The sequence below is a fragment of the Caballeronia mineralivorans PML1(12) genome, from assembly GCF_001028175.1.
Taxonomy (GTDB): Bacteria; Pseudomonadota; Gammaproteobacteria; order Burkholderiales; family Burkholderiaceae; genus Caballeronia; species Caballeronia mineralivorans.
This window is the reverse complement of record NZ_AEJF01000095.1, coordinates 1-24,673: the sequence shown is the minus strand read 5'-3', so window position 1 is coordinate 24,673 and position 24,673 is coordinate 1. Positions and strand designations below refer to the sequence as shown.

The following is a 24,673-nucleotide window of genomic DNA, read 5'->3' as shown; positions in this document are numbered from 1 at the left end:
CGCGTAGGAAAACCATCCGGTAAGTGTTCGGTCATGATTCAATGTTCTCAAGGTGCCAGTGTCAGGTCCTGGCCTCGATCCAGGTGTCCGAGAAATCGCCCGCTGCCAGGTCGATGCTGTTACTTAAATTGTGGACGCGTGCGTTATAGACCTGCAAGGAAGGCACCGTCACGAGCGGTAGCACCGGCAGGTCACGACCCACGATACGCTGGATCTCCCTGAATGCGGCACCCCGTTTCGGCTCATCGGTTTCGACCGCTGCCTGCCGGAACAGCTCGTCCACTTGCGGGTTTTGGTAGTGCGAAGCATTGATCCAGATCAGCGGATGTTTGACGCCATCGGACCAGTAGATGCGCTGCACACCGACGGTCGGATCGTAGAGGCGTCCCAGCCCATTGATATTCAGGTCGAATTCGCGGGCGATGTAAGCGCGGCGCAGGAAGGTCGGCTGGTCACCGTCGAGAATAGAGAGCTTGATGCCGACACGAGACAGCGCCGCGCGAAGATAATCCGCCGTACGCTTGAAGTCAGGCCCGGGAATAGTGGTCAGCCTGAGCGCGAAGCGCTGGCCGTCGGACTGCCTTTTATATCCCGCGTCGTCGAGTAACCGGTTCGCTGCGACCAGGTCGTAGGGGTAATGAAACGTGCTGTCGTCGTAATAGTTCGACAATACCGCCGGGACCGGCGAATTGACCACGGTCGAGCGCTTGTAATAGATGTTGTCCCTGATGAAGTTGCGATCCAGCGCCCGGGCAATCGCCTTGCGCACGTCGGGTTTGGCCAGCACCGGGCTCTCTACATTGAATTCCAGAAACGACGCATTGTTCAAGTAAGCGTCGTAGGTGTCGTCTATACGAAGTTGGGCAAGCGCGGCAAGACGCCCCAGATCCGAGAGCGCCACATTGCCGGCAGCGTCTGCTTCGCCCGTCTCGAGCGCTGCGGAAATGGCGGACTGGTCGGGAACGATCCGGTAGATGACGTGATCCAGATGCGGTGTGCCCTTGCGCCAGTAATTCGGATTTTTGCGCAGGCTGATGTAGCTGCCGCGCACCCATTTATCGAAGATGAAAGGACCGGTGCCAATAGGTGCATTCAGGTTCGGGCTCGTGAGCGGATCTCCCTCTCCATAGCGATGCTGCGGCACGATTGGCAGTTCTGCCGATGACAACGCCTTGATCAAGTAGGGCGTGGGCTTGGAAAGGACTAGCACGACCGTGAGCGGGTCCGGCGTATCAACGCGCGCTACGTTCGCCAGCGTGATGCGTCCGCGTGGTCCGAGTTTTTGTTGCGTAAGCACCGAATAGCGTACGTCAGCAGACGTAAACTCACGGCCGTCATGCCATGTCACGGCAGGCCGCAGCTTGAACGTGTATTCAAGTCCGTCGGCGCTGATGACCCAGGAAGTCGCTAATAAAGGCCGGGGCTTGAACTGCGCGTCGTAGCGCAGCAATCCCTCGGTAATCTTTGCACTGATGTTGCGAATAGCGGTATTGGTGTCCAGCAGCGACACAAGCGATGGCGGCTCTTGCGGTATGGCGTAAGTCAGCGTGCCGCCTTCGACCGGCGTGCCGGATGCGGCGGCGCTGGCCGTGGCTGGCACGATCCCCGCAGCCCCGGCCGACATCAATGCGAGCGACGTATGCAGGAACGCTCTTCGATTCAAAGTCATTTTTTATCCGCCCAAGGCGTGTCGCCCTGGCGTTGAAGTAAGTGCGCGTATGCCCTGGTATGTCAGGCGCACCGCAGGGGGCGGTCATCGATCCACATGCGCGCCCAGCGAGCCGCATACGCCACGGCAAGATCTGATTCGAAGAAGTAGTCGAGCTCGTCAAATATGAAGGCCGGCTTCAGTAGCGACACCTCATCCTGTATGACGAGATTGGCTGCGAATAGTCCACCGGGTAACGCTTGCGCCGCGGGTGCGACGTCATAACCCTTGTAATGCATGCTCGTTGGCCTCTGGTACCTGACGCAATTGAAAGCGACGAATCGAGGTTAGCGTGCTTGGTGAAGCGGGAGAAATAAGCATTTGGAAAAAGCAAATCCGACTGGGGACGTCGTTGGATAGATGCAAAAGAGACGTGCTACGGCAGAGCGGTGGGCGCAGTTGCACGCTTGACCATGATGAAGCTGGTCTGACTTATTGCTGGAAAACGCATATGCGTACCCGTAGCGGATTCATATTGGTAGCGTGAATTGTTAGATCCAGGCGCGTTTCTGTATAAGCAATTCTTGGGTAATGTACGCGCAGTACTTGGCTTGATTCGGCTTGATTCGGCGAGGCTTAGGCCTTAGCTTGTGCGAGATGCGCAGGGCTTATGACGCGATCCAGAACCGCCGCGCATGTGAATCGAAATAAACCCATCGATAAATTCGGAGTGCGCACATGAACGACCGTACTGCAGCCCTGCAGGCTTCCCCGTCCGCGGCGATTCGCCATCAGCTTGGTTATCCGGTAATCGACACCGACGTTCACACGAACGACTACACGCCCGCGCTTGAGGATTACGTAGCGAATTACGGTGGCGTCGGTTTGGTCGATGCGTTGCGCCGCGCATCGGGCGCGCGCCGCAACGCGACCCTGCGCGATGGCCGGGACTGGTACGAGCAGACTCCGGAAGAACGGCAGCAGAATCGCACAATCAGGTTGCCGTGGTGGGCGCGGGTCACGCGCAATACGCTTGACGTGGCGACCTACCATCTTCCCGCGTTGCTCTATGAGCGCCAGGCCGAACAGGGCTCGGACTATTCGGTGCTGTTTCCCAATAACGCGCTCGCGGCGCTGGCTGCCGGCGACGACCGGCAAGCGCTCCAGCGAGCCATCAATCACTATCACGCGGACTTGTACAGGCCATTCGCGGATCATTTGACGCCGGTCGCCGGCATCCCGCTGCACACGCCGCAAGAGGGCATAGAAGAGCTCGAATTCGCGGTCAAGACACTCGGACTCAAAGTCATCAATATTAGTGGCGGCGTCCGGCGTCCCATTCGTGCACTCGCTGAGAAATATCCTCCCGGGCAATACCCGGACATTGCGAAGCATGCGTCTTACATCGACTTCTACGGCATTGACAGCGAGTACGACTACGACCCTTTCTGGGCCAAGGTGGTTGAACTCGGCGTGCCGGTCACCACGCATTACGGCAGTCAGGGCTGGACCGGCCGCTCGTCGATCAGCAACTACATGTACAACCACATCGGCCATTTCGCGGACGCGTCGGAAGCGTTTGCGAAGGCGCTCTTTTTCGGCGGGGTGACGCGCCGCTTCCCGGCGCTGCGTGTTGCATTACTCGAGGGCGGTGCTGCATGGGGCGCGAATGTCTATATTCATCTTGCGGACCGTTTCGCGAAGCGCAGCCGCGAAGGGTTGCGACATTATGATCCTCGCGAGACGGATCGCAAGCTGCTCCTCGAACTTTTCAAAAAATATGGCGGCAGCCTGACCAAGGGACGTGAACTCGAAGGAGAGGCGTTGATCCGTGCCACGCTTGGTTCGTCGTACACAAGTGACGCGCGGCAGCCAGCAGCGCACGAACTTGAGGATTTCGCTGCAGCCGGGATTGAGACGCTTGAAGACATCCGCTCACGTTGGGTGGACAATTTCTATTTCGGTTCCGAGTCGGACGATCGCACGATCGCCGCTGCGTTCAATGACCGTGCCAATCCGCTCGGCGCAAAAATCAACGCGATTTATTCATCGGACGTGGGTCACTGGGATGTCCCCGATCTGACCGAAGCGCTGGCGGAGAGCTGGCAACTCGTGGAGCAGGGCGTGATCAGCGAAACCGATTTCAAGGCCTACGTGTTCGACAATCCTTACAGACTCTACACGCAGGCGAACCCCGGCTTCTTCAAGGGAACAGCGGTCGAACGTGCATTGGCCGGGAAACTTTGAACAACACTCTTCGCCAGGAAAAATCGAATGTCCACTGACTCCACACTTGAACGCTTGCATGATGCACCGGGTTCCGGGTCCTTCGATGCAGCATGGCATGCGCGCTACGGAACGCAGTTGGATGCGTCGCTGCCAGAATGGAACGACACGCTGGAAACGCTGCTATCGCATCGCTCCGTGCGTGCCTACCGTGATCAGCCATTACCCGACGGTACGCTCGACACGCTGATAGCGGCCGCACAGTCCGCGTCAAGCTCCTCAAATCTGCAGACCTGGAGCGTCGTCGCAGTCGAGGATACTGAACGGAAGGCGCGGCTCTCGGTTCTGGCGGGGAATCAGGCGCATATCCGGGACGCACCGTTATTGCTGGTGTGGCTCGCCGACCTGGCGAGGCTTGAAGCGGTAGCCGTGCGCGCGAGCGTCAAGCCCGAAGGACTGCATTATCTGGAGACGCTGCTGGTTGGCGTAATAGATGCGGCGCTCGCCGCGCAAAACGCGGTGGTCGCGCTCGAATCGCTTGGTCTTGGTTCAGTCTACATCGGTGCAATTCGTAACGCGCCCGAGCAGGTCGCCGCGGAATTACGCTTGCCGCCCCATGTGTTGCCGGTGTTTGGTTTGTGCGTTGGCTATGCGGACTCGAGTCGTCCGGCGCAGGTCAAGCCGCGCTTGCCGCAGTCCGTCGTGTTGCATCGCGAGCAATACGATGCGCACGTGCAAGCCCCCGGCATTGCTCTCTACGACAAGATTCTTTCCACGTTCCAGGTTCAGCAAGGCCAGTCCGAAGCAGCCTGGACCCAGGCGGTCGAACGTTGGCGTACCCGTGAGTCGCTGCATGGCCGTGATCGCTTGCGCGATGCTTTGGCCTCACTGGGTTTCGAATTGCGTTGAAGGTGCTGGCGTGCAATCTGTGAGTTGCACGCCAGCCGTTTCACGTTTTGCCGCTTTGCACACGGTCGCTCACTCAGGACAGGACCGCGTCCTTCGTGACAATCTTGCGGGGAATCAGCTTCAGTTCGTAGAAGGTATCCGCTATCTTTTGCTGTTCGGCAAGCACGTTGTCATCGATTGGTTTGTACACGTGAGCATAGTGGCGTAAGCCTGACTCGATGATCGCGGCATCGAGGCCCTGAATGGGCGCGAGCTGAGCCGCAGCGGCCGACACATTCTGCTTCACCCATTGTCCCTCCTTACCCAGTTCTTCCAGTGCGATTGCAATCACGTCCTTGCGCTTTTGCGCAAACTCGCGCTGACTTAAAAAGAACTGGTGATGGCTGGCCACGCCTTGCGCGTCTGCAATAAGACGGGCGTTGCTTTGTCCTTCCACGGCGGCAAGAAACGGATCCCAGATGGCCCATGCGTCAACGGCGTGTTGTTCCAGCGCAGCGCGAGCATCTGCCGGCGCCAGATAAACCGGCTGGATATCCGCAAAGTCCAGACCGTTCTTGCGCAACAGCGCGACGATAAACCAGTGGACGTCCGAGCCCTTGTTGAACGCAATCTTCTTGCCCTTGAGATCGGCCACGGTCTTGATCGGCGAGTCTTGCAGGACGACAACCCCTTCGGCGTGCGGCGTCGGAATCTCGTAAGCGGTATAGACAAAATCCGCGCCGGCGGCTTGGGCAAACACTGGCGGTGCCTCTCCAACATAGCCGAAGTCAATTGCGCCTACATTCAACCCTTCAAGCAATTGCGGACCCGCGGGAAACTCGTTCCAGGTCACCTTGACACCAAGCGGCGCGAGCCGCTTCTCCAGCGCGCCGTGTGCTTTCAGGAGCACTAGCGTACTAGCCGCTTTTTGATAACCGATCCTGAACTGGTCCGATTGATATTTGGCCCACGAGGGCAGGGCGACGCCAGCCAGGGTCGCGCCCAGTCCGGCAATAAAGGTCCTGCGTCCCCGTTGCTTCAAGTCATTCATTGTTTGATTTCCAGTGGTAATCGCTCATCGAGACGGAGAGTGACCAAGGCGCTAAGCGATCGGCACTATGCACGCTTCTCATCCACGCACAGCCGGGCTCGCCGGGATGAGCGAAGTCAGATTTCGCGCAACGATAAAACGCGGCGCCGGCAACCACAACGATGCAATTGAAATATGCATATGGCCCTTTTGTTCGCATCGGGTCCTTGACCATCCTCGGCAGCAGCGAGACTGGTTATCGATCCGCGTCACTTTGTGAATTTCAAATGAAATTAAATTATTTCTGCTTTTTGCGCCTTGCTCTCATAGTCTTTAACAGGCAGCGTGTTCCGCTGCAATCATCATGAGAATGAATGTGCTATTGCGCGGACGTTGACAAGAAGTGAATCTGGTCTGGAGCGCCGTCCGATGTCCCACGCATCACCGTCCCCTGAGAACTTGTCGCAGAAAACACTTCGGGTGCTTGGCGTCGCCATTCTCCTGGTGTGCATCGAGACGAGCTGGAAGCCCGCATCGACAAGAGACACCGGTGCCGCTGCTGCGCACCACGTCGTTATTCCGAACGACGCGCGCGCACCCGACTATGTGGTTTATCGCGCCGTCGATGACCGCACCGTTTCCTTCAGCCTGAAGGCGGGGGACGATTGTGTCTTCGTGGACGATGCGAAAAGCGTCAGTCGGGAAGGCAACACCGGAACCGCGCTCGTCCCGGTATTTTGTCCTTCTCGCGGGGCGGGATGGACCTCGCTGAACCTCTTGAAGCGTAACGAACCCGAACGGGCGCGTTAGTGGAACGTTCCTCGCCTTAACCCAATGTGCCCCAGGCGGCCACGATTCTCTGTTTGCGTGGCGACTTTTTCTCACCGCTTTGAGAACCACCATGAAGCCCACCCCCTGGTTGAGCGTTGGCGCGGTAGCGGCTGTTGTGGTTGCGGTCACGCTGATCGGTGTCAAGAATGTCCAGGGCGACGTCAATCGCCAGATCCTGAATGTTTCGTACGATCCGACTCGCGAGCTATACCCTCGGCTCGACCAGCAGTTCATCGCCAACTATCAGCGTGAGAATAGCGTTCGCCTCCAAGTGAAACAATCGCATGGAGGTTCTTCACGGCAAGCGCGCGCAGTGATTGATGGTCAGCAAGATGCGGACGTGATGACACTGGGGCTGTTCACGGATATCGATGCGCTCCGCAAGCGCGGCCTGATTGCCGATGGTTGGCAAGACCGCTTGCCACATCATTCGCAGCCCTACTATTCAACCATTGTGTTCGTGGTTCGTCGAGGTAATCCCAGAGGCATTCATGATTGGCCGGATCTGGTAAAACCTGGTGTCGAGATCATCACACCGGACCCGCGAACCTCAGGTAACGGGAAACTCAGCGCGCTGGCTGCGTGGGGCGCCGTAACGACGCGTGGCGGCACCGCCGCCGCCGCCCACGCTTATCTCGAAGCGCTCTACCGCCACACGATGCGTCTCGATAGCGGTGCTCGTGGTGCCGCGACGACCTTCGTTGTCGAGAAGCTGGGGGACGTTCAACTGACCTGGGAAAACGAAGCAATCCGCGAGCTTGCCGACACACCCGGCGAACTCGAGATTGTGTATCCGCCGGTCAGCATTCTCGCTGAGCCTTACGTTGCATGGGTTGACCGCAATGTCGCCCGGCATCACACCGAGCGCTACGCGCGCGCTTATCTTGAGTACCTCTTCACTGATCCTGCGCAAGAGATCGTGGCGCAAGCGGGGTATCGGCCCATCAATCCTGCGATTGCCAGCAAGTACGCTGACCGCTTGAAACCTATCAAGCTTTTCAACGTGACCGACATAGCGAAAAGCTGGGACGACGCTAATCACAAGTTCTTCGACGAGAACGGGATCATCGATACAGTTCTCGGTCCTGCGAGCGCTGCAGACAACGCTGCCGTCGCAATCCAAAAAAGCGGGGCATGAAATCCAATATGAAATCCATCAGCCAACGCATCAGTCAACTTGGTTACACGAAAAAAAAGGGGCGACGTGACCTCGTGGCGGGCCTCACGGTTGCCGCCATATCCTTGCCTCAAGGCATGGCGTACGCGCTGATTGCCGGCGTCGATCCTCGTTTTGGCTTGTACTCCGCAGTGATCGTCACGCTGGTCGCGTCTATTTTTGGATCGTCCTCGCATTTGATCAATGGACCGACCAGCGCCATTTCCCTGGTGGTATTCAGCGCGCTCGCGTTTCTGGATCCGAATGCCAGCGCGGATATTTACGAGGCGATGTTCCTGCTCGGCGTGATGGTCGGCATCATTCAAATAGCCATAGCCGTTTTCCGTCTGGGCGATCTCACCAAGTACATTTCCGAATCCGTGATCCTTGGCTTCATGGCGGGCGCGGCCGTGCTTCTGGCCGTCGGACAGATTGGCAATGCGCTTGGCGTGCGTGAGAAAGGCACTGGTCACCAGCATGTGCTTTACCGCTTGTGGCTGACCGTTGTCCATGGCGATCCAGTGAACCTTAAAGCCCTGGCGGTTAGCGCTGTCACGGTCGTGCTCGCACTCTCGCTGCGCAAAGCCGTGCGTCGCTACAAACTGCCGCAGTTCGACATGTTCCTCGTGCTGCTTGTGATGAGCGTTTCAGCTTACGCGCTTGGATGGTCGACGCCAGGGGCAGGAGGCAAGACCGCGATTTCGGTGATTGGGGCGTTGAAGGCCAGCTTGCCAGAGCCGCATATCCCGGAGATCAAGTGGTCCTGGCTTGGGCAGCTCTCGTCATCGGCGGTCGCTATCTCGTTCCTTGGTTTGCTTGAAGCGCTCTCGATTGCTAAATCGATCGCACACAGGAGTGGTCAGCCGTTGGACTATAACCGTCAGTGCATGGCTGAAGGACTCGCCAATCTGGTGGGCGGCTTTTTCCGGTGTTTGCCGGGCTCGGGTTCTCTTTCACGTTCAGCCATTAATTACCAGGCGGGTGCCGTCACACGCTTCTCGGGTGTGATCACGGCGGTGATCGTCGCTGCGGCAGTGCTGCTTCTGGCACCGTTGACTCGCTATATTCCCAAGGCGTCGCTGGCGGGTCTCCTGCTTGTTACAGCCTTCCGCCTGATCGACTTCGAACGGATCCGCTATGCGCTGCGAGCGTCTCGTTACGACGCGGGTCTCGTGTTGATCACGGCATTGTCGGCGCTGGTGATTGGTGTCGAGTTCGCCATTCTCGTCGGAGTAGCCGTATCGATTGTGCTGTTTGTACCGCGCGCAGCAAAACTGAAAGCGACCGAGTTGTTCGTCAGCCCGGAACGGGTGGTGCGCGAACGCTTGCCGAGCGACCCGGAATGTACGTCGGTAGCGGTGTACGACCTGGAGGGCGAATTGTTCTTTGGTGCTGCACTGGAGCTGGATCGTCACTTCGAAACAATCAATGCGCAAGTCAAGGCTCGCGGGATTCGCCACGTTGTCCTGCGGCTCAAGCGAGTGCGTAATCCAGACGTGGTGTGCATAGAAAAGCTCGAACATTTTCTGCGCGAAAGTCAAAGCCATGGCCGGGTCGTTTTGCTTGCCGGACTGCGTCCTGAACTGCAGGCAGCGCTCGACAATCTTAAGTTTTCCGACTGGTATCCGGCCGAGCGGTTCTTCCCGGAAGAGGACGAGCGCTATTCAGCCACGCTGCGTGCGGTGCGTTATGCATATAGCCTGATTGCCGATGCGAATACATGTGCCCATTGCACGCAGCACGACGTCGATCCGGCGCCCGTGCGCGAGGACGACCGCCTGTATTACCTGGTCTGACTCGCATTGCAGATAAAGCCGCTTTCGGCTGGCGGTGATACAAATGGGAGGCGCAGGTTCATGGCCGGTCATACGCGCAAGGCTGCTTGAGTCAGGATCGAGCGCCATATTTGCTGACACGAATATCTCATTTGACATCATTGCTCGTGGCACCATGAATGGGCTTCGTGTTGCGACGCATCACATTCGCATCATGGTTTGATCTAACCGACTTAACCATCAGAGCCCGCAAGTGTCCGCTTACTTAGCAGCATGGAAATGGCCCAGTTTTATTCGGAACAGTTCGCCGCAGGACAGAAAAGCCATGTCGACACATTCTTCAGCCTGACGAACAAGCTGTTCGAAGGCGTTGAAAAGCTGACTATCCTGAACTTGCAGGCCGCAAAGTCGATCTTCGCCGAAACGCAGGAAAGCGCGCAGATGACACTGTCCGAGAACGACCCTAAGGAACTGCTGAAGCTTCGCAGCAGCCTGACGCAACCGGCCGCTGAAAAGGCCCAGGCATATAGCCGTCATGTGGTTGAAATCCTGACTGGCACCCAATCGGAATTCCTGAAAGTCGCGGAAGCGCAGTTTGCCGAATACAGCCATAGCGCGCAGACCTTCATCGACAATCTGACAAAGAACGCGCCGGCTGGTTCGGAGACTGCGGTGGCCCTGCTGAAGTCGACAATTACCGCTGCCAACACCACCTACGACACGGTCCACAAGGCAACGAAGCAGGCCGTCGAACTTGCTGAAAGCAGTTTTGATGCAGCGACGGCTGCCGCCTCGAAGGCCGCGAAGGAAACGGCTACGCACACGTCGCGAGCCGCCAAGGCAGTCTGACAGCGATGCGCGGCGGTCGTCACTGCGCCGCTGCACTGGCCACCAGAGCGTTCGTTCTGGTCGGCCGGGAAGGGCCTTGACGGAACCCCGCAGGCCCTCGCAGGTTCCCTTGAGCTGTCCGCGAAATCAGTTCACGAAATCATGCTTGAGAATGCTGACCTCCCAGCCGATTCGCGCGAACCAGCGGCCGACGGTCAGCGCCCGCACGCCCGGGTCGGCGTCGATGAGAACAAGGCGTCCTCCCTGAACGGCGACCCACTTGCCCAGGCTGATACCCAGCTGACCGGCAGGAGCACTTACTGATCCCGGCAGATGTGCCCGCTCGTAATCTTCGGGCAAGCGCACGTCCAGGGCGTAAGTTGTTCGTGATGCATCTGCAAGCCAGGTCTGTAATTCATCTGCGTCGATAGCAGGGACGCTTTCCGCAAACGAGGCAAGTGCCTGTCTTGCGAAGTCCAGATCGACGGACCGGATGGCTTGCAGAGGTTGTTCTGGCCCGTGATTGAGCGGGTAGCCCGCGTCAACCCAGCCGAGCGTCCCGAAGTCGAGTGTCGACACGGGGTTCACCACGCCAGCAAGAATCAGGCTTTGAGCGCCCAGCACTGCGCGGGAACGTCCGGCACAAGTGACGATTACATGCGTCTCTGGAGAGTCAACCAATGCATTGAAGCGCGGCAGTATTTCGCCGCCCGGAGTCGGGAACGAGCCTGGAATGTGCTCGCGCTCATATTCCGCTACCGAGCGGGTATCAAGCACGATCACGGAGGCACCGTTACGCCTGAGCGCGGCGAGTTCACCGGCGGTTGTCACCGGCGTACGAAAACTTCTTTCGACCTCGCCCGATATCACTCGGGGCCCTGCAATGCGAATGGGCACTACGGGCAGGCGCTCGTTGCCGTTCAATCCGCCGGCGAGTCCCTGCACGTTGGTATAGCCCAGTTCGAGAAGCTCGGATGCCGATTGCGCGATCAGCCCGCCGTCGGCATCGAGAAGTGCGATTGGAGTATGCCGATTCGGGACAAGCTCGCGCACACGGCTCGACAGCTCGGCGGCAGGCACATTGGCTCCGTGGAGCGGCGCGCCGTTGCCGAATTCCTGCGCCGGTCGCAAATCCAGGACCGCGAGTTCACGTGAGCTGCGCAGCAACACACCCAAAGCCGTGGCATCAATTTCCCGATAAGGCATCGTCAGATATTGTAGGTAAAGAGAATGTCATTGTCATCGGGCGTAGTCGTTGGGCGGAACGTTCGGTCCTAAAACATTCGGATTCCTGATGGATAAAAAATTCCCGATTGGAATATGACCACCGTTAGCGGCATAAGCCAATACCGCGCGTGTTTTCTCGCACAGCGAGCCACCATACGACTGCGGGTTCCCAGCCACAACCAAGCAATCGCACTATGCATATACGTCGCGGCGGTGGTTTTCAGCGCTGTTCGTGTATTGGATATCAGCATTGATCGTTTCGTTCTCAGCCCCTTGGTTGCTAGGATTGCTGGTCTGACGTGATCGCTAGACTGTTTTTGATATTCCTGCCGTCGCGTGCGTGGGTTCACGGGCCGGCTCAATCTTTTTCGTGCCTAACGGGCGCGGCGTCACTCATTTAACGAAGGAGCATGTCGATGGGCATCACCGCAATCAATATTCGCAACCAGTTCAGGGGGCACGTCAAGGAGATCATCCGTGGCTCGGTCGTATCGGAGATCGACGTGCAAACGCCGTTCGGCATTGTGACGTCCGTGATCACCACCCGTTCCGTCGATGAACTCGATCTTCAGGTCGGCAGTGAAGTGGTCGCGCTCGTTAAAGCGACTGAGGTGTCTATCGCGCGGCTTTAAACTCAAGCCGCGATCCCGGTTTGCCCGATGATCGCGGCTAGCCGGGCTGATCGTCGCTCAGGAGTTCAGCAGTTCCGGCGTCTGTGTGGCTGACGCCGTGCTCGCTTCGCCCAATGCCTCGCCCAATGCGTTTTCCAGCAAAAGGACTTCCCAACCGCGCTGGCGCAGCCAGTAGGCGGTCGTGACGGCGCGCGTGCCGTCGTCATCGATGAGCACAAGGCGCGCACCGCGCGTCGCCACCGTGCGGTGGGATACCGCGAGCAACTGGCCTCCGGGCGCCGAGATGGAGCCTGGCACATGACCAGCTGCGTATTCCTCGGCCGAGCGGATGTCGAGCAGGTAGGTCGTGCGTTTCTCAGTGTCCGCAAGCCATTCCTCGACGCCCTGTTGGCTCACTGTGCTGACGTCCGCACGTGCCGCCAGTGCGAGCGCGTGTTTCACGCCAAAGCCGGCTGCTGCGGTACTGGCGGGCGTGCGCTGCTCGCCGCCGGTAGCCAGTTCAAGCGCCGCACGAGTCCACCCCGCGGTACCGTCTTCGAGGAACGCTACGCGGTTCGGCACCTGCGCATCGATGAGAGTCTGGGCGCCGATGATCGCGCGTGGAAGACCCGCGCATGACACCACAACGAATGTGTCCGGGTTGGGAACCTGATCGAGGAAGCGATAGAGGATCTCTTCGCCCGGCGCATTGACCGCGCCCGGGACGTGCCCACGCGCGAACTCGTCCCGGGTTCGGGTGTCGATCACAATGACGTCTTCTTTCGCGTCATACAGTGTCTTGAGTTGCGCGGCTTCAATGGACGGTGTACCGCGCAGGTCGCGCACGCTTTCGGAAAAAATGATGCCAGGGATATCGAAGGTGGGCAGTCCGTTGAGACCGTCCGCCGTCCACGCCGGAATGCCGCCGGTGAGTACGTTGATGTCGGTGTAGCCAAGCCGTTCGAGTGTCGCTGCGCCTTGCGCGGCCGTGTTGTCACCGTTGTCGACGAGCACGAGCCGCACCGACTTGCGTGGTACGAAGCGCAGCGCATCGCGTTGCAGGTTTTCCACCGGCAGATTGGTCGCAAAGAGCGGGTGTCCTTTTGCGAACGCTTCCACCGACCTCAGATCCAGCAGCGCGAGTTCTTCGCCGTTGCCGAGGCCGCTTTCTGTCAGCCATTTCTGTAGTGTCGCGCGATGAATGTTGCGAATGCTCATGTCGATGCTCCTGCTAAGTAGTCTTGACTGATGTTGAGACGCGATCGGCGGGTGCTGTCGCGCCGGATACGATGCCCGTTGCACGAGCATGCAGCGAAAGTCCCGGTAGGGCGATGCCAGGGAACCGACATAGCGTACGAGCGAAAGGGCGACAGATTCAACGAAGCGATTGCGGGATCGTTAGCATTGAACCTGCAACCGGGTGAGAGGCTTTCACGTTGCATATAAGCGCCCATGGCGCCGGCCTGATCGAAGCGAATGCTACAGACGCAGTCCCGCCTGCTTCAATAAAGGCAGAATGCGTTCGCCAAAGTACGTGAGGTCGGGGAGAAAATCGAAGAAGCCGAGTTGTACACCGTCTATGCCTGCTTTTTTCAGCGCAACGAGCTGTTCGACCACCTGCTCGGGAGTCCCCACGATCTCGATGTTGCCACCAATGCCACGCCCCTGTTTGTGCGATGCATCCTTGCGGCCGCGCCATGCATGCGCATCGCTGTCATAGTTTCTATCGCCGCTTGATACCGTATTGGCCACGATAGCGTCGGCATATTCGATCGCTTCGCGTTCGGTGTCCCGGCTCACGATGACGGGATTGATCACGGTGCGTACGGTACGGCCCACGCGTGCTGCTTGCGCCTTGATGTTGGCGATATGCGCGGGGAGGGTTTCCAGCGCACTATCGATATGCGCGCCACCGGGACTCGTAATGAACACGATGTCCGAATACTTCGCAGCAAACGCGATACCCGCTTCGGAGCCGGTTGCGTTCACCAAGACCGGACGCCCGAACAGCGGTTTCGGTGTGATGTAGCCGTTGTGTACTTTCCACGGCGACTTGCCCTCGAACGAGAAATTTTCGATATCGGTCCACAGCCGCTGGACGACATCGAACAGTTCGCTGGCGAGCTCATAGCGCGTGTCGTGTTCAATACGATCCCAGCCGAACATCTCATGCTCCACCGCGCGATGCCCGGTGACGATGTTGATACCCCAGCGGCCCTTGGAAATATGATCGAGCGTGGCGCCGTACTTGGCTAGATGCAGCGGATGTATCGGACCATAGAGCACGTGAATGGTCGAGATCAGCAGGATGTTCTTGGTGATCGCGGCCATCGCGCCGAGCGCGACGAAAGCATCAAGCGAGGCTTCGCCGTCATAGCCGCCTTTTGGCAGCCATTGCGTGCGGCTGAACGCGAGTTCGAAGCCAAGATCGTCGGCTTTGCGCACCACCTCCGCGTTGTAGTCGAAGGTCCAGGTCGAGGTGCGCGGCAGGGTCGAGCGCTTGATATCCTGCAAGTCGAGAAAGACGCCGAGCATCAGCGGTTGCTCGAAGGCCTTCGCGAGTGGGCTGCCTCGAATTTCTGCAGGAGAGGTCGTTTCGTAGATCATGGTGGACGCGGCAAGGCCGCCAACGGGAGATGCCGGATAGTGTGACGCCCGCGATGGACACGGCCAACGAAGATTAAGCGGATTGGTTATGAACTCATTCTGCTTTGCCCGTGATTTAGATATCTGGATTGCTTGCTTTGCTTGAACTTCGCAAAATGCTCTACTAACCGCGGCCGGCGTTTGGGCTTGCATCATTCAGCACCTCATCGAATATCTCACTCAGCACAGCGGAAACCCCGGTATGGATCCTTGGGACGTCATCGTGATAGGCAGCGGCGCGGCGGGACTGGTCGCCGCGTGGCATGCGCGCGCGGCAGGCGCCAACGTGCTTGTCGTGAACAAGAGCCTGGTAGGGCGCAGCGGCGCGACCATCACATCGGGCGGCGGCGTATCCGTGTCCGGGCGCACGGCCATCGAGCTTGGTTTCGACGCCAATCCCGACGATACTGACGAAATATTTTTCGCCGACACCATCCGCTCCGGCTCTTTCCTGAGCGACCAGAGGCTCGTAGCGGCGATGGTTGCGGGCGTGGGAGACGAACTGCGCCGCCTGATCACAGATGGTGCAAAGGTCAGTTCTACGAAGCATGCACCGGGACACAGCAGCGGGCGCGGTGTGCGGATTCCCGGACCATCGATGCAGCGCGTGGTTACCACGGCCGCATTGCACGCGGGCGTACGCTTTCGAGAGGACTTTCAGTCGACCGATCTCCTGACGCGCGACGGCGCCGTGATTGGCGTGGCGGGTCTTGATCGGCGAACCGGCGTGGTCGAGGCGTTGCACGGACGCGCGATCGTAATTGCGACGGGTGGCGCGACGTCCAACTGGAGCTTGCGCACGGCGCCCGAGGAGCTGTCGGGCGACGGTCACGCCATGGCGCTTGCAGCGGGCGCCGATCTGATCGAGATGGAGATGCTGCAGTTTCTCCCATGCTGCCTCGTTGCCCCGGACATGTGGCGTGGCTTGCAATTCCCCTGGATCCTCGGGCCGCAGAGCGGCGTGCGCGCGTGGCTGCTCAACCGCTATGGCGAGCGTTTCATGGCGCGCTGGGACCCCGAGCGCATGGAGCTCGCCACAAGAGACGTTGTTGCTGCTGCAAGCGCCGCCGAGGTGTTCGAGGGACGTGGCAGTCCGAACGGCGGCGTGTATCTGTCATGGGCACATCTGCCGCGCGACATAGTCGATAACTTCCCGACGTGGTCGCGCTCGTTCGCCGCCGACTGGCGCTGGGAGGGCTTCGACATGACACCGCTTGTCGAACGCATTCGCGCCGGTCATGCAATTGAAGTTGCGCCCGCCGCGCATTTTTCGCTGGGCGGAATTCGTGTCGATGTGGACGGCTCTACTGGCGTTCCAAACCTGTACGCGTGCGGCGAGGCCACCGGTGGTGTGCACGGCGGCAATCGATTGTCCGGCAACGCGGGTGCGCAAGTGCTGGTGCAGGGCAAGGCCGCGGGACGCTCAGCCGCCGCGCTTGCGCTTGGCGGGTCTCAAGAGCCGGTGAACCTCGTCGCGCATGAACAATGGCGCGCCGTGCAGGCGCGGATCAAAGCGCCGTTCGAGCGCCAGGACGGTATCGCACCCTTCGATATGAAGCGGCGTCTCGGTCAACTGGTCGACGGCGCGCTCGGAGCGGTGCGTGATGGAGCGGGACTTGCGAAGGCACTGGATGAGGTACGCACCATCTCGCACGACGATATTTCACGGCTCGCATGCCGCAATCGCGATGCCGGCTGGAACCGCGACTGGAGCGATGCGCTCGAATGCATGTCCGCGCTGCCTGTGATTGAAAGCGCGCTGCTTTCCGCGCTTGCACGCCCAGAATCGCTCGGCGCACATCGCCGGCACGATCAGAAAGAGCAAACGGCTACGACTACGCTGGAGCATGGCCTGATCTCGCGGCAAGCGGGTTCGCACGCGTTGCTTCATCGCGTGGAGCCGGTCGAATTTCCATTTCTCGCGCCGGCATGAAAGCGAACCTTGCATCGATGACAATGGTCATCCATCTCCACCGAACGCCCGGCGACGATACCCCTAGCACCTACAACCTCCCGAGTCCCGAGGAGGCCGGCATCGGCGCGAGCGACTGGTCGGGCGTGAGCGTATCAAGCGCCCTGCAGTATTTGCAGCGCGCCGTTGATCCAGCGCTAGCGTTTTCGTTGTCGTGCCGGCGCGGCTTGTGCAACGTGTGTGCGATGCGAATCGACGGCGTGGTGACCACAGCGTGCACAACGCCGATGCGCGACGGCATCCTGATCGAGCCGGCAAGGAGCAAATTGCTGCTGCGCGATACAGTGATAGAACTGAGCCTGGTTCGGCGCGCGCGCATGGATGCCGTCACACCTTTGGCCGGTGAACGCGATGCCTGATGCGGGCGTCACGCGGCATCTTGAGCGCCTCCTGTCATCGCGGCTGGTGGAGGACTTTCGAAGGGGCATCGTGCCCGACCGGGCGGCCGCCACGCACGGCACGCTCGATCGCCTGCCGGACGTACTGAAGCAGCCGCCACTCGCCAGCTTCGCTGCGCTGTCGAGCGTATATCGCGGGCCGGTTGCATTCGGGCGTGGCCTGCGCTTCCCTCAAGTCTTCGATGCAAACGCGAACGCCGCCAATCTGCGCCAGCTAGGGTTGACGGTTTATCTACGCGACATCGCGCCCTGTGCAACAGTCGGCCATGCTTTCCTGCGCGAGCTGGAAACGGAATTGGGTATCGCGCAAGGAAGCGCTCGCTTGACGGCTTTCTCATCCCCGCACGATGACGGCGTCGCCTGTCACTACGACGCGGAAGAAGTGATCTCGGTGCAAATGGAAGGCAGCAAGACGTTCTACGTCGCACCGATGGACGAGATCCCCCAACCGTACGGCTCGCAATTCGGTCCGGGTATGGCCGCCTCCGAAGACATGTACGCACAAACCCGCGATGCGTTTCCGGATGCATCGCGGGCAACGTTCGAGGCGATCACGATGACCCCCGGGTCCGTGCTGTTTCTGCCGCGCGGCACGTGGCACCGCACCGAAGCGACGGAAGACTCGTATTCGATCAGCATCGTCCTCCGGCCGCCTTCCTTGCTGGAAACGCTGCAGCAGCAGTTACAAGGACTGTTGCTGCAGCAACCGGCATGGCGTTCACCGCTGTACGGTTCGCGCGATGGTCATGCGGGTGCGGCCGCAACCCTGGAAACTGCTGCCGGATTACTTGCCGCGTTGCCGGACAACTTGAACCGTCTCCGCGCTACCGATCTCATGCCGCGTTCTATCGATGAACGGGTGGCAACGATCAATCAGACATCACGTTTCCGGCGCATCCTGACTTCGCGCGCTGAGACCAGGCCGCTGAACCGCGTCGCAATGACACTGACCGTGAGCGCCTGGGATCGCGACTGGGTGACGCGGACCACGCTCGAAACGGATGCGCCGGCGTTGCTCGAGCCGGTTATCGAATGGCTCGCTGCGAGCGAGTCGGGGTTCAACCTGGAGGATGTTGAGCGCGCGTTTCCCTCGCACCGCAGTGCGGATCTTCGCCAGTTGCTCGGCCTGCTCGTGCATGCGCAGTACCTTCGCCTTCTTGTCTTTCCCGCAGCGTGAACTGCGCCGGTGTCTGCTAGCGCAGCGTTATCGCATTGGGGCACAAGACGGATGCGAAAATCATATAGATAACCTAATTAATTGGTTCATCGCGGCACGGGGTCTCAGTACCATCGACGGGAACAGGACTTTTCCCGGAACTCCCTATCATGGCTGTCAGCCGCAGAAGTTTTCTTAGAGTTGCCGCGCTCGCCGGCATGGCAACCGACCTTGCATTGCCCTTAAGCGCCCGGGCAGCGCAGACACTGCCACGTGGCGGAACATTAGTCGTTGGTTCTGGACCTGAGGCCACCAGCGGCCTGACGAGCGCGATTACTTCCGCGGGCACAGCGCAGCTTGTCTCGGGCAAAATATTCGACGGCTTGCTCACCTTCGACGAGCACTTCAATCCCCAGCCCCAGCTCGCCACTCATTGGGAAGCCGCCAGCGATGGGCTGTCGCTGACGTTCCATCTGCGGCGCGGCGTACGGTGGCACGACGGCCAGCCGTTTACGTCGAAGGACGTTGCTTATTCCGTGCTGGAGATATGGAAGAAATATCATAGCCGCGGCCGTACGACGTTTGCCAATGTCGTCGCCGTGGATACGCCCGACGTGCTGACAGCAACCCTTCGGCTCAGCAAGCCGGCGCCTTACCTTCTGAGCGCGCTGATGTCGTCAGTGGAAGCGCAGATCCTGCCGCAGCATCTTTATGCCGGGCGCGACGTGCTTTCGAATCCGCTGAACAACGCGCCAATTGGCAATGGGCCGTTCAAGTTCGTGAAGTGGGAGCATGGCAACTACGTCCTGCTCGAACGCAATCCAGACTACTGGGATTCGCCGCGGCCTTACGTCGATAAAGTGCTGTTTAGATTTATCGCGGATCGCAGCGGCGGGGCGAGTGCACTCGAAACGGGAGAGGTGCATCTCAGCGACAATTACGGCGTCGCGCTGACCGACATCGTGCGTTTGTCGCGCAATCCGCAAATTGTGGTCAAGGACTATCCGTCCACCTATATCACCGGTACCTCCGCGTTCGAATTCAATCTTGATCGTCCGCAGTTTCGCGACCCTCGGGTGCGCCAGGCTTTTGCGCATGCGTTCGACCGCGACTTCATTGTAAAGAACATCTGGCTGGGTTATGCGGACAAGGTCGAGGCACCGATCCCGAAGGCCTTTCCCGCTTTTTTCACCGCCGACGTGCCGACCTATCCGCTCGATCTCGCGAAGGCCGAGGCGCTGCTCGAAGCGGCCGGACTCAAGCGCGACGCACAGGGTATCCGGCTCACGCTCACCAACGACCCTGCACCGACGGGTCCGCTTGCGCCCATCGCACAGCATCTTCGCAGCAATCTGCAGAAGATAGGTGTGCGGCTGAATATTCGCTCATCGGATTTCGGTGAGTTTGTGAATCGCGTCTACACCCGGCGCGATTTCGACACGATCATCTATTCCGCCAACGCGGGTCCGGACCCGGCTATTGGCACGCAGCGTTTCTACTGGTCGAAGAACTTCAAGCCGGGCGTGGCGTTTTCGAACGCCGCCGACTATCAGAACGCTGAAGTCGACCAATTGCTCGAGAGCGGCCAGTCAGAGATCGATCCTGCTAAACGCCGGGCGATTTACAACCGCTTCCAGCAACAGGTGCAAACCGATGTCGCGCGAATCCCGTTGATCTCGCCCCACGTTGTCACGCTCGCCCGGCGCGAGGTGCTTAACTTCAGCGGCAACCAGGCGCTGTATGCGAATTTCGCGAACGTCGCGCTCGATAAAAAATCCACCTGAAGTATCCGCGGGACACCGTGCGTTGCTCCTGCAACGCCATCAATCAAAGGACTAGACCATGAGTCAGGATTCAGTCTCAGAGCTGTGGTACACGCGCTGCCCGGTGCCAACCACATCGGGTATTGCCCAGCATTTTCGCTGGCTGCATCGCGAATTCGAAAGAGTGGGCATTGCGCTCAAATCGATCCGGGCGGCCGACGACCAGGCCGTGCGCAATTCGCATTTCGATCACACACATGCCGGCATGTTTCGAGAGGGCGGCAACGTCCCGCCAATATGGGCGAGGGCCAACGGCCGTGACACGGCGGTGGTCGGCATTACGTGGGTGGATGAGGAACAACTGATCCTCGTGCGCGAAGACAGCGATATCCGCGATCTGGCAGGACTGAAGGGACGACGCCTTGGCTTGCCGCTGCATGCGACGCCTATTGTGGATGTTGGCCGAGCGCAGGACTTACGTGGACTTCTCACTGCGCTCGAACTCGGTGAGCTCACGCGCGAGCAAGTGGAATTGGTGGATGTGGCGGCGGGCGGCTTCGACTTGCGTGAGCAGGACGCGAACGCGCCGCGCCGGCCTCACGTGGTTGCTGCTGCACTTCTCGACGGTACCGTGGATGCGATCCACGCGAAAGGAGCGGTCAGCGCGACGCTGATCGCGGAGCATGGATTGCGGCCGATCTTCGACATCAACTCCCACCCGGACCCGCTAGTGCGTGTCAACGCGGGCACGCCGCGCCCCATCACTGTCGACAGAACGCTTGCGCTTGAACATCCGGATGTGGTCGCGCGTTATCTCGCTGTGTTGTTGCGCACCGCGCAGTGGGCGGAGGATCATCCAGAGGAGGTGGTCACGGCTATTGCTGCAGAAACCGGCAGTACTACGCAGGCTGTGCGGCGAGGTTTTGGTCCGAACTTGCATCGGCAGTTCACGCCCTTGCTCTCGAACCTCTACGTAGAGGGATTGCGTCAACAGAAGGCGTTCCTTCTGCGCGAAGGTTTCGTTCAGGCCGATTTCGCTTACGACGAGTGGATCTTGCGCAAGCCGCTCGAGCTGGCCCGGAAACTCGCGGAAGAGATTGAATTTTCGAGAGCTGCCTGATCGGAGGAGAAGAATCGTCTAAGCGGTATTGCCCCGGCGAATCAGGCCGGGGCGAGCGTCGTGGAAGCGAAGTTACCGTAGATTCCCTCAGCAGAAACGAGTACGTCGTTGACGCGCTTGTTTGTCAACAGCACGGTATCCGGAGAGATGAGCGGGATACGCGGCAGGTCGGTTTGCACGAGCGACTGGAACGAAGCGTAGAGCGCCCGGCGCTTGCCCGGGTCGACTTCCACTTGCGCCGCTTCCAGCAAACGGTCGACTTCCGGGTTGTGATAATGCGCACCGTTGGAAAATGCCACACCCGGTTGAAAATCGGCAGACCAGTAGAAGCGCTGTGTTCCGATTGCAGGATCCGGACCGGCCGTTGCACCATTAAGCGTGGTATCGAAATCGCGCCGCTTGTAGACGCGATTGACGAACTCGCCATAGTCGCTTGAGCGAATCGACATGCGTACGCCTATCTTTGCAAGTGTCGCACGAATGAATTGCGCCGAGAGTATTGAGGTGCCGATTGGCAAGGGATCGTTCTGGAACGCCATGCGTATGCCATCCGTTCCACGCTTGAAACCCACCGCGTCGAGCAAAGCCTCAGCGCGCTTCAGGTCGTACTGATACAGCGGTACATCGGCCGCATGGAACGCGGGCATGCCGGGAGGTATCGGCGAGTTCGACACTTCGCCGTAGCCATAAAAGATATTCTTGAGAATGAACTCGCGATCGATGCAGTGAGCCAAGGCCTGGCGCACGCGCGGATCGCGAAACAGCGGGCGGTCGAGATTGAATTCGAGCACCGTCAAGCCAACCGAGTAATCCGCGGCATGTTCGGTCACCTTGAGCGACGGCTCGCGGCCAAGGCGTCCTATGGCGCTTTGTGGCACCGTGCCGCTCGGTGCCATATGCACGGCTCCCGTCTCGAGTGCGGCGGCCACCGCGTTGGCTTCCGGGAGAATCTGGAACACGACACCGTCGAGAAAAGGCTTTCCCGCGTCCCAGTAGTCAGGATTACGATCGAGCACGATCTCGCTGCCTTGGGTCCAGCGCACGAAGCGAAACGGGCCGGTTCCCACCGGCGCGTTGTTATAGGGATTCGAGAGAACATCGCGGTTGGCATAGAGATGCTGCGGCACGACCTGGGATTCAACCGAGGACAACGCGCTCAAGATGTAAGGCGCGGGCTTTGACATGCGCCAGATGGAGGTGACGGGATCGGGTGAATCGGCGACAATGACATTCGCGAAGGTGGAGCGTCCGCGGCCGTGATACTTCTTCCAGATTTGCATCAGCGAGAAAGCGACATCGGCGGACGTGAAAGGCTTCCCGTCGTGCCATGACACGCCGGAGCGCAAGTGGAAGGTCACCGTCAGTCCATCGCTGCTCACTTCCCAGCGGGTGGCCAATTGTGGCCGCGGTGTCATGCCGGGACCATAGGTCAGCAGGCCGTCGAAGATCTTGCCGGAAACGGACTGTGCGGGACCCGCCGTTGTCCATGCGCTGGTGAGGGTGGGCGGCTCCGGATACTGGGCTACCAGCAGCGTACCGCCACGTTTCGATGCCGCGGGCAAGGTGGCCGCTGTGGTGAGCCGGCTAGTCAATTCAGAGGAAAGAGCGGCGCCTGAAAGCAGCGCTCGGCGGATGAAGTCGCGACGTGTCGACGGCATCGCTTAAGGGGTTTGAGGCGGTTCGGATACCAAAGCAATCTTGGAGAATCCAGCGTCGTTGATCTCGCCCATTGCCTCGATCACCTTGCCATATGCCAGCCCCTTGTCACCACGGATATTGATGCGGCGCGTCTTGTCGCCTTCTGTGGCGCTGGTGAGCGCGCCGACCAGCGTGGCGTTCGTGACTTCGGTCTTGTCGACATACAGTTTGCCCGCCGCGTTCAGGCTGACCGCGATGGGCGGTTTCTCCTCGCTCAAGGGCTTCGCGTTGCTGGTGGGCAGGTCGACCTTCACGCCGGATGCCATGAGAGGCGCGGCGACCATGAAGACGATCAGCAACACCAGCATCACGTCGACGAGTGGAGTCACGTTGATCTCGCTGACCGGTGGCACGCCGCCTACCGCACCCCGATTGTTCGACAGCTTGACGGCCATGATCAGGCTCCTTGAGTCGCGATCGATCGAACATCTGCGCCGCTTGCTTGCACGCCCTTGTCCTGCTGCTTGTCTTGCTGCCTGGACCGGTTGTCGCCATCGGCGGCATCGACGATGGCGTCGCCCGCGTCGACCTGACGCGACAATTGCACTTCCACAATTCCGGTCAGCGTGCTCAGCGTGCTGGCGTAGTCGTTCAGGTCTCCCGACGCCCGGTTGTAGGCGATCACGGCGGGAATGGCCGCGACGAGCCCGAGTGCCGTGGCGAACAACGCTTCGGCAATACCCGGCGCCACGACGGACAGACTCGTATTGTTCGACGCGGCAATCCCCTGGAACGAATTCATGATGCCCCACACCGTGCCGAAGAGGCCCACGAACGGCGATACCGAACCGACCGTGGCGAGAATGGACAATCCGCGCTGCAGCTTGCCGATTTCGATGTTCGTGGCAATCTCCGCTACCCGGTTGATCCGCTCCTTGAGGCCATCAGCGCCTCGGTGAGTGGCTTGCAGGTTCTGGTCGTGGGTTTGCCTCCACTCGCCGAGCACAGCGGCGTAGATGCGCGAAAACGGGTCTGCAGGGTGCTTCTGCACCGACGCCGAGAGCTTGACGAGCGAACGGCCGCTGCCGAGCAGATCGAGCCAGACACCGGCGCGTCGGCGCAGGCTGCGGAACCGCGAGATTTTTTCAGCGATGACCGCCCAGCTACTGACCGATGCCAGCGCGAGAAACACCATGATGGCCTTGACCACCACGTCCGCGTTGATGAAGAGATGCCACGGCGACAAGTGTGCCGAGAGATTTGCTGCGTTCATGTTTGCAACTCCGTAAATTAAGAAAGAGTGGTACGGCAACGCCGAAGTCAGTAGTCGATGGGTTAGTCGCCGATAAAGTCAGTCGCCGAACTTGTAGACGATTGCGCCGGTAAGCTGGTACGACGAGCCGCCCAGGTCGGGCAGGTGCGGGAAGGGCGCCGCGGCCCGGATGGCTTCCTCGGCTGCGTCGTCGAGCACGCTTTCCCCCGATGACTGCAGGTCGAGCTTGAGCAGCTTGCCCTCGGGACTGAGCGTGAGCTTGTAGCCAATCCGGCCTTCCAGATGGCGCATCTTTGCGGCGCGCGGATAGTGGCCGGCTGCGCTGCCGTTGATCCGTGCATAGACCTGGTTCACGTAATCGGTCGGAATGCCCTCCATGCCGATGTTGTGCGGGACCGGACGTGCTGGTGGCGCGGGCGGCGCCGGCGGCGCTACAGGTTCCGTGGTCGGCTTGGCCGTGGTATCGACGGGCGGAGTTGGCGGCGCT

The 24,673-nt window shown here is 59.8% G+C and carries 22 protein-coding genes; 12 read left to right on the top strand and 10 right to left on the bottom strand.

Features of this window, described 5'->3' with window-relative positions; translation table 11 throughout:
* Positions 1 to 61: 61 nt before the first annotated feature.
* Together EOS_RS15685 and EOS_RS15680 are read right to left on the bottom strand one after the other, a co-directional pair.
* Positions 62 to 1,669 (bottom strand): ABC transporter substrate-binding protein, encoded by a 1,608-nt coding sequence (locus tag EOS_RS15685; RefSeq protein WP_047847582.1) that lies wholly within the window; start codon positions 1,667 to 1,669, stop codon positions 62 to 64.
* Between the two features lie 62 nt (positions 1,670 to 1,731).
* A complete protein-coding gene (locus EOS_RS15680; protein WP_047847581.1) occupies positions 1,732 to 1,947 on the bottom strand; it encodes a hypothetical protein in 216 nt (71 codons plus the stop codon).
* A gap of 439 nt (positions 1,948 to 2,386) precedes the next feature.
* On the opposite strand from EOS_RS15680, the gene EOS_RS15675 reads away from it, so the two are divergent.
* Positions 2,387 to 3,895, top strand: coding sequence for an amidohydrolase family protein (locus EOS_RS15675; RefSeq protein WP_047847580.1), 1,509 nt, complete (start codon positions 2,387 to 2,389; stop codon positions 3,893 to 3,895).
* A gap of 27 nt (positions 3,896 to 3,922) precedes the next feature.
* A complete protein-coding gene (locus EOS_RS15670) occupies positions 3,923 to 4,783 on the top strand; it encodes an NADPH-dependent oxidoreductase (RefSeq protein ID WP_047847579.1) in 861 nt (286 codons plus the stop codon).
* 73 nt (positions 4,784 to 4,856) lie between these two features.
* Here EOS_RS15670 and EOS_RS15665 read toward each other — a convergent pair whose 3' ends face one another.
* Positions 4,857 to 5,813 (bottom strand): sulfonate ABC transporter substrate-binding protein, encoded by a 957-nt coding sequence (locus EOS_RS15665; protein ID WP_047847578.1) that lies wholly within the window; start codon positions 5,811 to 5,813, stop codon positions 4,857 to 4,859.
* A gap of 408 nt (positions 5,814 to 6,221) precedes the next feature.
* Between EOS_RS15665 and EOS_RS15660 the strand changes: the two genes are divergently transcribed.
* From EOS_RS15660 to phaP, 4 genes are all read left to right on the top strand, one after another.
* Positions 6,222 to 6,602 (top strand): hypothetical protein, encoded by a 381-nt coding sequence (locus EOS_RS15660; protein ID WP_047847577.1) that lies wholly within the window; start codon positions 6,222 to 6,224, stop codon positions 6,600 to 6,602.
* 91 nt (positions 6,603 to 6,693) lie between these two features.
* The gene (locus EOS_RS15655; RefSeq protein WP_047847576.1) at positions 6,694 to 7,761 is read left to right on the top strand and encodes a sulfate ABC transporter substrate-binding protein; all 1,068 of its coding nucleotides are present in this window, start codon (positions 6,694 to 6,696) and stop codon (positions 7,759 to 7,761) included.
* Positions 7,762 to 7,769: 8 nt separating this feature from the next.
* Positions 7,770 to 9,575 (top strand): SulP family inorganic anion transporter, encoded by a 1,806-nt coding sequence (locus tag EOS_RS15650; protein ID WP_047847575.1) that lies wholly within the window; start codon positions 7,770 to 7,772, stop codon positions 9,573 to 9,575.
* Between the two features lie 252 nt (positions 9,576 to 9,827).
* Positions 9,828 to 10,403 (top strand): TIGR01841 family phasin, encoded by a 576-nt coding sequence (gene phaP, locus EOS_RS15645; protein ID WP_087881950.1) that lies wholly within the window; start codon positions 9,828 to 9,830, stop codon positions 10,401 to 10,403.
* A 126-nt stretch (positions 10,404 to 10,529) separates the two neighbouring features.
* Here the strand turns inward: phaP and EOS_RS15640 are convergent, their stop codons facing one another.
* On the bottom strand, positions 10,530 to 11,588 hold the full coding sequence (locus EOS_RS15640) for a rhodanese-like domain-containing protein (protein ID WP_047847574.1): 1,059 nt from the start codon (positions 11,586 to 11,588) through the stop codon (positions 10,530 to 10,532).
* Between the two features lie 437 nt (positions 11,589 to 12,025).
* Between EOS_RS15640 and EOS_RS15635 the strand changes: the two genes are divergently transcribed.
* On the top strand, positions 12,026 to 12,241 hold the full coding sequence (locus EOS_RS15635) for a TOBE domain-containing protein (protein ID WP_047847573.1): 216 nt from the start codon (positions 12,026 to 12,028) through the stop codon (positions 12,239 to 12,241).
* A gap of 57 nt (positions 12,242 to 12,298) precedes the next feature.
* On the opposite strand, the gene EOS_RS15630 is transcribed toward EOS_RS15635, so the two are convergent.
* Together EOS_RS15630 and EOS_RS15625 are read right to left on the bottom strand one after the other, a co-directional pair.
* Entirely contained in the window at positions 12,299 to 13,438 is a 1,140-nt protein-coding gene (locus tag EOS_RS15630; protein ID WP_047847572.1) for a rhodanese-like domain-containing protein, read from the bottom strand.
* Positions 13,439 to 13,699: 261 nt separating this feature from the next.
* Positions 13,700 to 14,827 (bottom strand): LLM class flavin-dependent oxidoreductase, encoded by a 1,128-nt coding sequence (locus EOS_RS15625; protein WP_047847571.1) that lies wholly within the window; start codon positions 14,825 to 14,827, stop codon positions 13,700 to 13,702.
* 241 nt (positions 14,828 to 15,068) lie between these two features.
* On the opposite strand from EOS_RS15625, the gene EOS_RS15620 reads away from it, so the two are divergent.
* From EOS_RS15620 to EOS_RS15600, 5 genes are all read left to right on the top strand, one after another.
* The gene (locus EOS_RS15620; RefSeq protein ID WP_047847570.1) at positions 15,069 to 16,799 is read left to right on the top strand and encodes an FAD-dependent oxidoreductase; all 1,731 of its coding nucleotides are present in this window, start codon (positions 15,069 to 15,071) and stop codon (positions 16,797 to 16,799) included.
* A complete protein-coding gene (locus EOS_RS15615) occupies positions 16,796 to 17,197 on the top strand; it encodes a 2Fe-2S iron-sulfur cluster-binding protein (protein WP_200908650.1) in 402 nt (133 codons plus the stop codon). Before EOS_RS15620 ends, EOS_RS15615 begins: the two co-directional genes overlap by 4 nt.
* Positions 17,190 to 18,413 carry a JmjC domain-containing protein gene (locus EOS_RS15610; protein WP_047847569.1) on the top strand — a complete coding sequence of 408 codons (1,224 nt, stop codon included), beginning with the start codon at positions 17,190 to 17,192 and terminating at the stop codon, positions 18,411 to 18,413. Before EOS_RS15615 ends, EOS_RS15610 begins: the two co-directional genes overlap by 8 nt.
* 149 nt (positions 18,414 to 18,562) lie before the next feature.
* The gene (locus EOS_RS15605; RefSeq protein WP_053063892.1) at positions 18,563 to 20,176 is read left to right on the top strand and encodes an ABC transporter substrate-binding protein; all 1,614 of its coding nucleotides are present in this window, start codon (positions 18,563 to 18,565) and stop codon (positions 20,174 to 20,176) included.
* Positions 20,177 to 20,234: 58 nt separating this feature from the next.
* Positions 20,235 to 21,275: an aliphatic sulfonate ABC transporter substrate-binding protein gene (locus tag EOS_RS15600; protein ID WP_047847568.1), complete on the top strand. Its 1,041-nt coding sequence runs from the start codon at positions 20,235 to 20,237 to the stop codon at positions 21,273 to 21,275.
* 41 nt (positions 21,276 to 21,316) lie between these two features.
* Here EOS_RS15600 and EOS_RS15595 read toward each other — a convergent pair whose 3' ends face one another.
* The 4 genes from EOS_RS15595 to EOS_RS15580 form a co-directional block, all read right to left on the bottom strand.
* Positions 21,317 to 22,933 carry an ABC transporter substrate-binding protein gene (locus EOS_RS15595; protein WP_053063891.1) on the bottom strand — a complete coding sequence of 539 codons (1,617 nt, stop codon included), beginning with the start codon at positions 22,931 to 22,933 and terminating at the stop codon, positions 21,317 to 21,319.
* A 3-nt stretch (positions 22,934 to 22,936) separates the two neighbouring features.
* Positions 22,937 to 23,368 (bottom strand): protein TolR, encoded by a 432-nt coding sequence (tolR, locus tag EOS_RS15590; protein WP_047847567.1) that lies wholly within the window; start codon positions 23,366 to 23,368, stop codon positions 22,937 to 22,939.
* A gap of 2 nt (positions 23,369 to 23,370) precedes the next feature.
* Positions 23,371 to 24,186, bottom strand: a complete 816-nt coding sequence (gene tolQ / locus EOS_RS15585; protein WP_063779084.1) for a protein TolQ — start codon at positions 24,184 to 24,186, stop codon at positions 23,371 to 23,373.
* Between the two features lie 78 nt (positions 24,187 to 24,264).
* The coding region (locus EOS_RS15580) for a TonB family protein (RefSeq protein WP_152693125.1) at positions 24,265 to 24,673 on the bottom strand (409 nt) is incomplete at its 5' end.

Coding starts and splice junctions, on each gene's coding strand:
- EOS_RS15655 (WP_047847576.1), top strand. CDS start 6,694: ATGAAGCCCACCCCCTGGTTGAGCGTTGGCGCGGTAGCGGCTGTTGTG.
- EOS_RS15610 (WP_047847569.1), top strand. CDS start 17,190: ATGCCTGATGCGGGCGTCACGCGGCATCTTGAGCGCCTCCTGTCATCG.
- EOS_RS15620 (WP_047847570.1), top strand. CDS start 15,069: ATGGATCCTTGGGACGTCATCGTGATAGGCAGCGGCGCGGCGGGACTG.
- EOS_RS15600 (WP_047847568.1), top strand. CDS start 20,235: ATGAGTCAGGATTCAGTCTCAGAGCTGTGGTACACGCGCTGCCCGGTG.
- EOS_RS15640 (WP_047847574.1), bottom strand. CDS start 11,588: ATGCCTTATCGGGAAATTGATGCCACGGCTTTGGGTGTGTTGCTGCGC.
- EOS_RS15635 (WP_047847573.1), top strand. CDS start 12,026: ATGGGCATCACCGCAATCAATATTCGCAACCAGTTCAGGGGGCACGTC.
- EOS_RS15595 (WP_053063891.1), bottom strand. CDS start 22,933: ATGCCGTCGACACGTCGCGACTTCATCCGCCGAGCGCTGCTTTCAGGC.
- phaP (WP_087881950.1), top strand. CDS start 9,828: ATGGAAATGGCCCAGTTTTATTCGGAACAGTTCGCCGCAGGACAGAAA.
- EOS_RS15650 (WP_047847575.1), top strand. CDS start 7,770: ATGAAATCCATCAGCCAACGCATCAGTCAACTTGGTTACACGAAAAAA.
- EOS_RS15630 (WP_047847572.1), bottom strand. CDS start 13,438: ATGAGCATTCGCAACATTCATCGCGCGACACTACAGAAATGGCTGACA.
- tolQ (WP_063779084.1), bottom strand. CDS start 24,186: ATGAACGCAGCAAATCTCTCGGCACACTTGTCGCCGTGGCATCTCTTC.
- EOS_RS15605 (WP_053063892.1), top strand. CDS start 18,563: ATGGCTGTCAGCCGCAGAAGTTTTCTTAGAGTTGCCGCGCTCGCCGGC.
- EOS_RS15670 (WP_047847579.1), top strand. CDS start 3,923: ATGTCCACTGACTCCACACTTGAACGCTTGCATGATGCACCGGGTTCC.
- EOS_RS15615 (WP_200908650.1), top strand. CDS start 16,796: ATGAAAGCGAACCTTGCATCGATGACAATGGTCATCCATCTCCACCGA.
- EOS_RS15665 (WP_047847578.1), bottom strand. CDS start 5,813: ATGAATGACTTGAAGCAACGGGGACGCAGGACCTTTATTGCCGGACTG.
- EOS_RS15685 (WP_047847582.1), bottom strand. CDS start 1,669: ATGACTTTGAATCGAAGAGCGTTCCTGCATACGTCGCTCGCATTGATG.
- tolR (WP_047847567.1), bottom strand. CDS start 23,368: ATGGCCGTCAAGCTGTCGAACAATCGGGGTGCGGTAGGCGGCGTGCCA.
- EOS_RS15660 (WP_047847577.1), top strand. CDS start 6,222: ATGTCCCACGCATCACCGTCCCCTGAGAACTTGTCGCAGAAAACACTT.
- EOS_RS15680 (WP_047847581.1), bottom strand. CDS start 1,947: ATGCATTACAAGGGTTATGACGTCGCACCCGCGGCGCAAGCGTTACCC.
- EOS_RS15675 (WP_047847580.1), top strand. CDS start 2,387: ATGAACGACCGTACTGCAGCCCTGCAGGCTTCCCCGTCCGCGGCGATT.
- EOS_RS15625 (WP_047847571.1), bottom strand. CDS start 14,827: ATGATCTACGAAACGACCTCTCCTGCAGAAATTCGAGGCAGCCCACTC.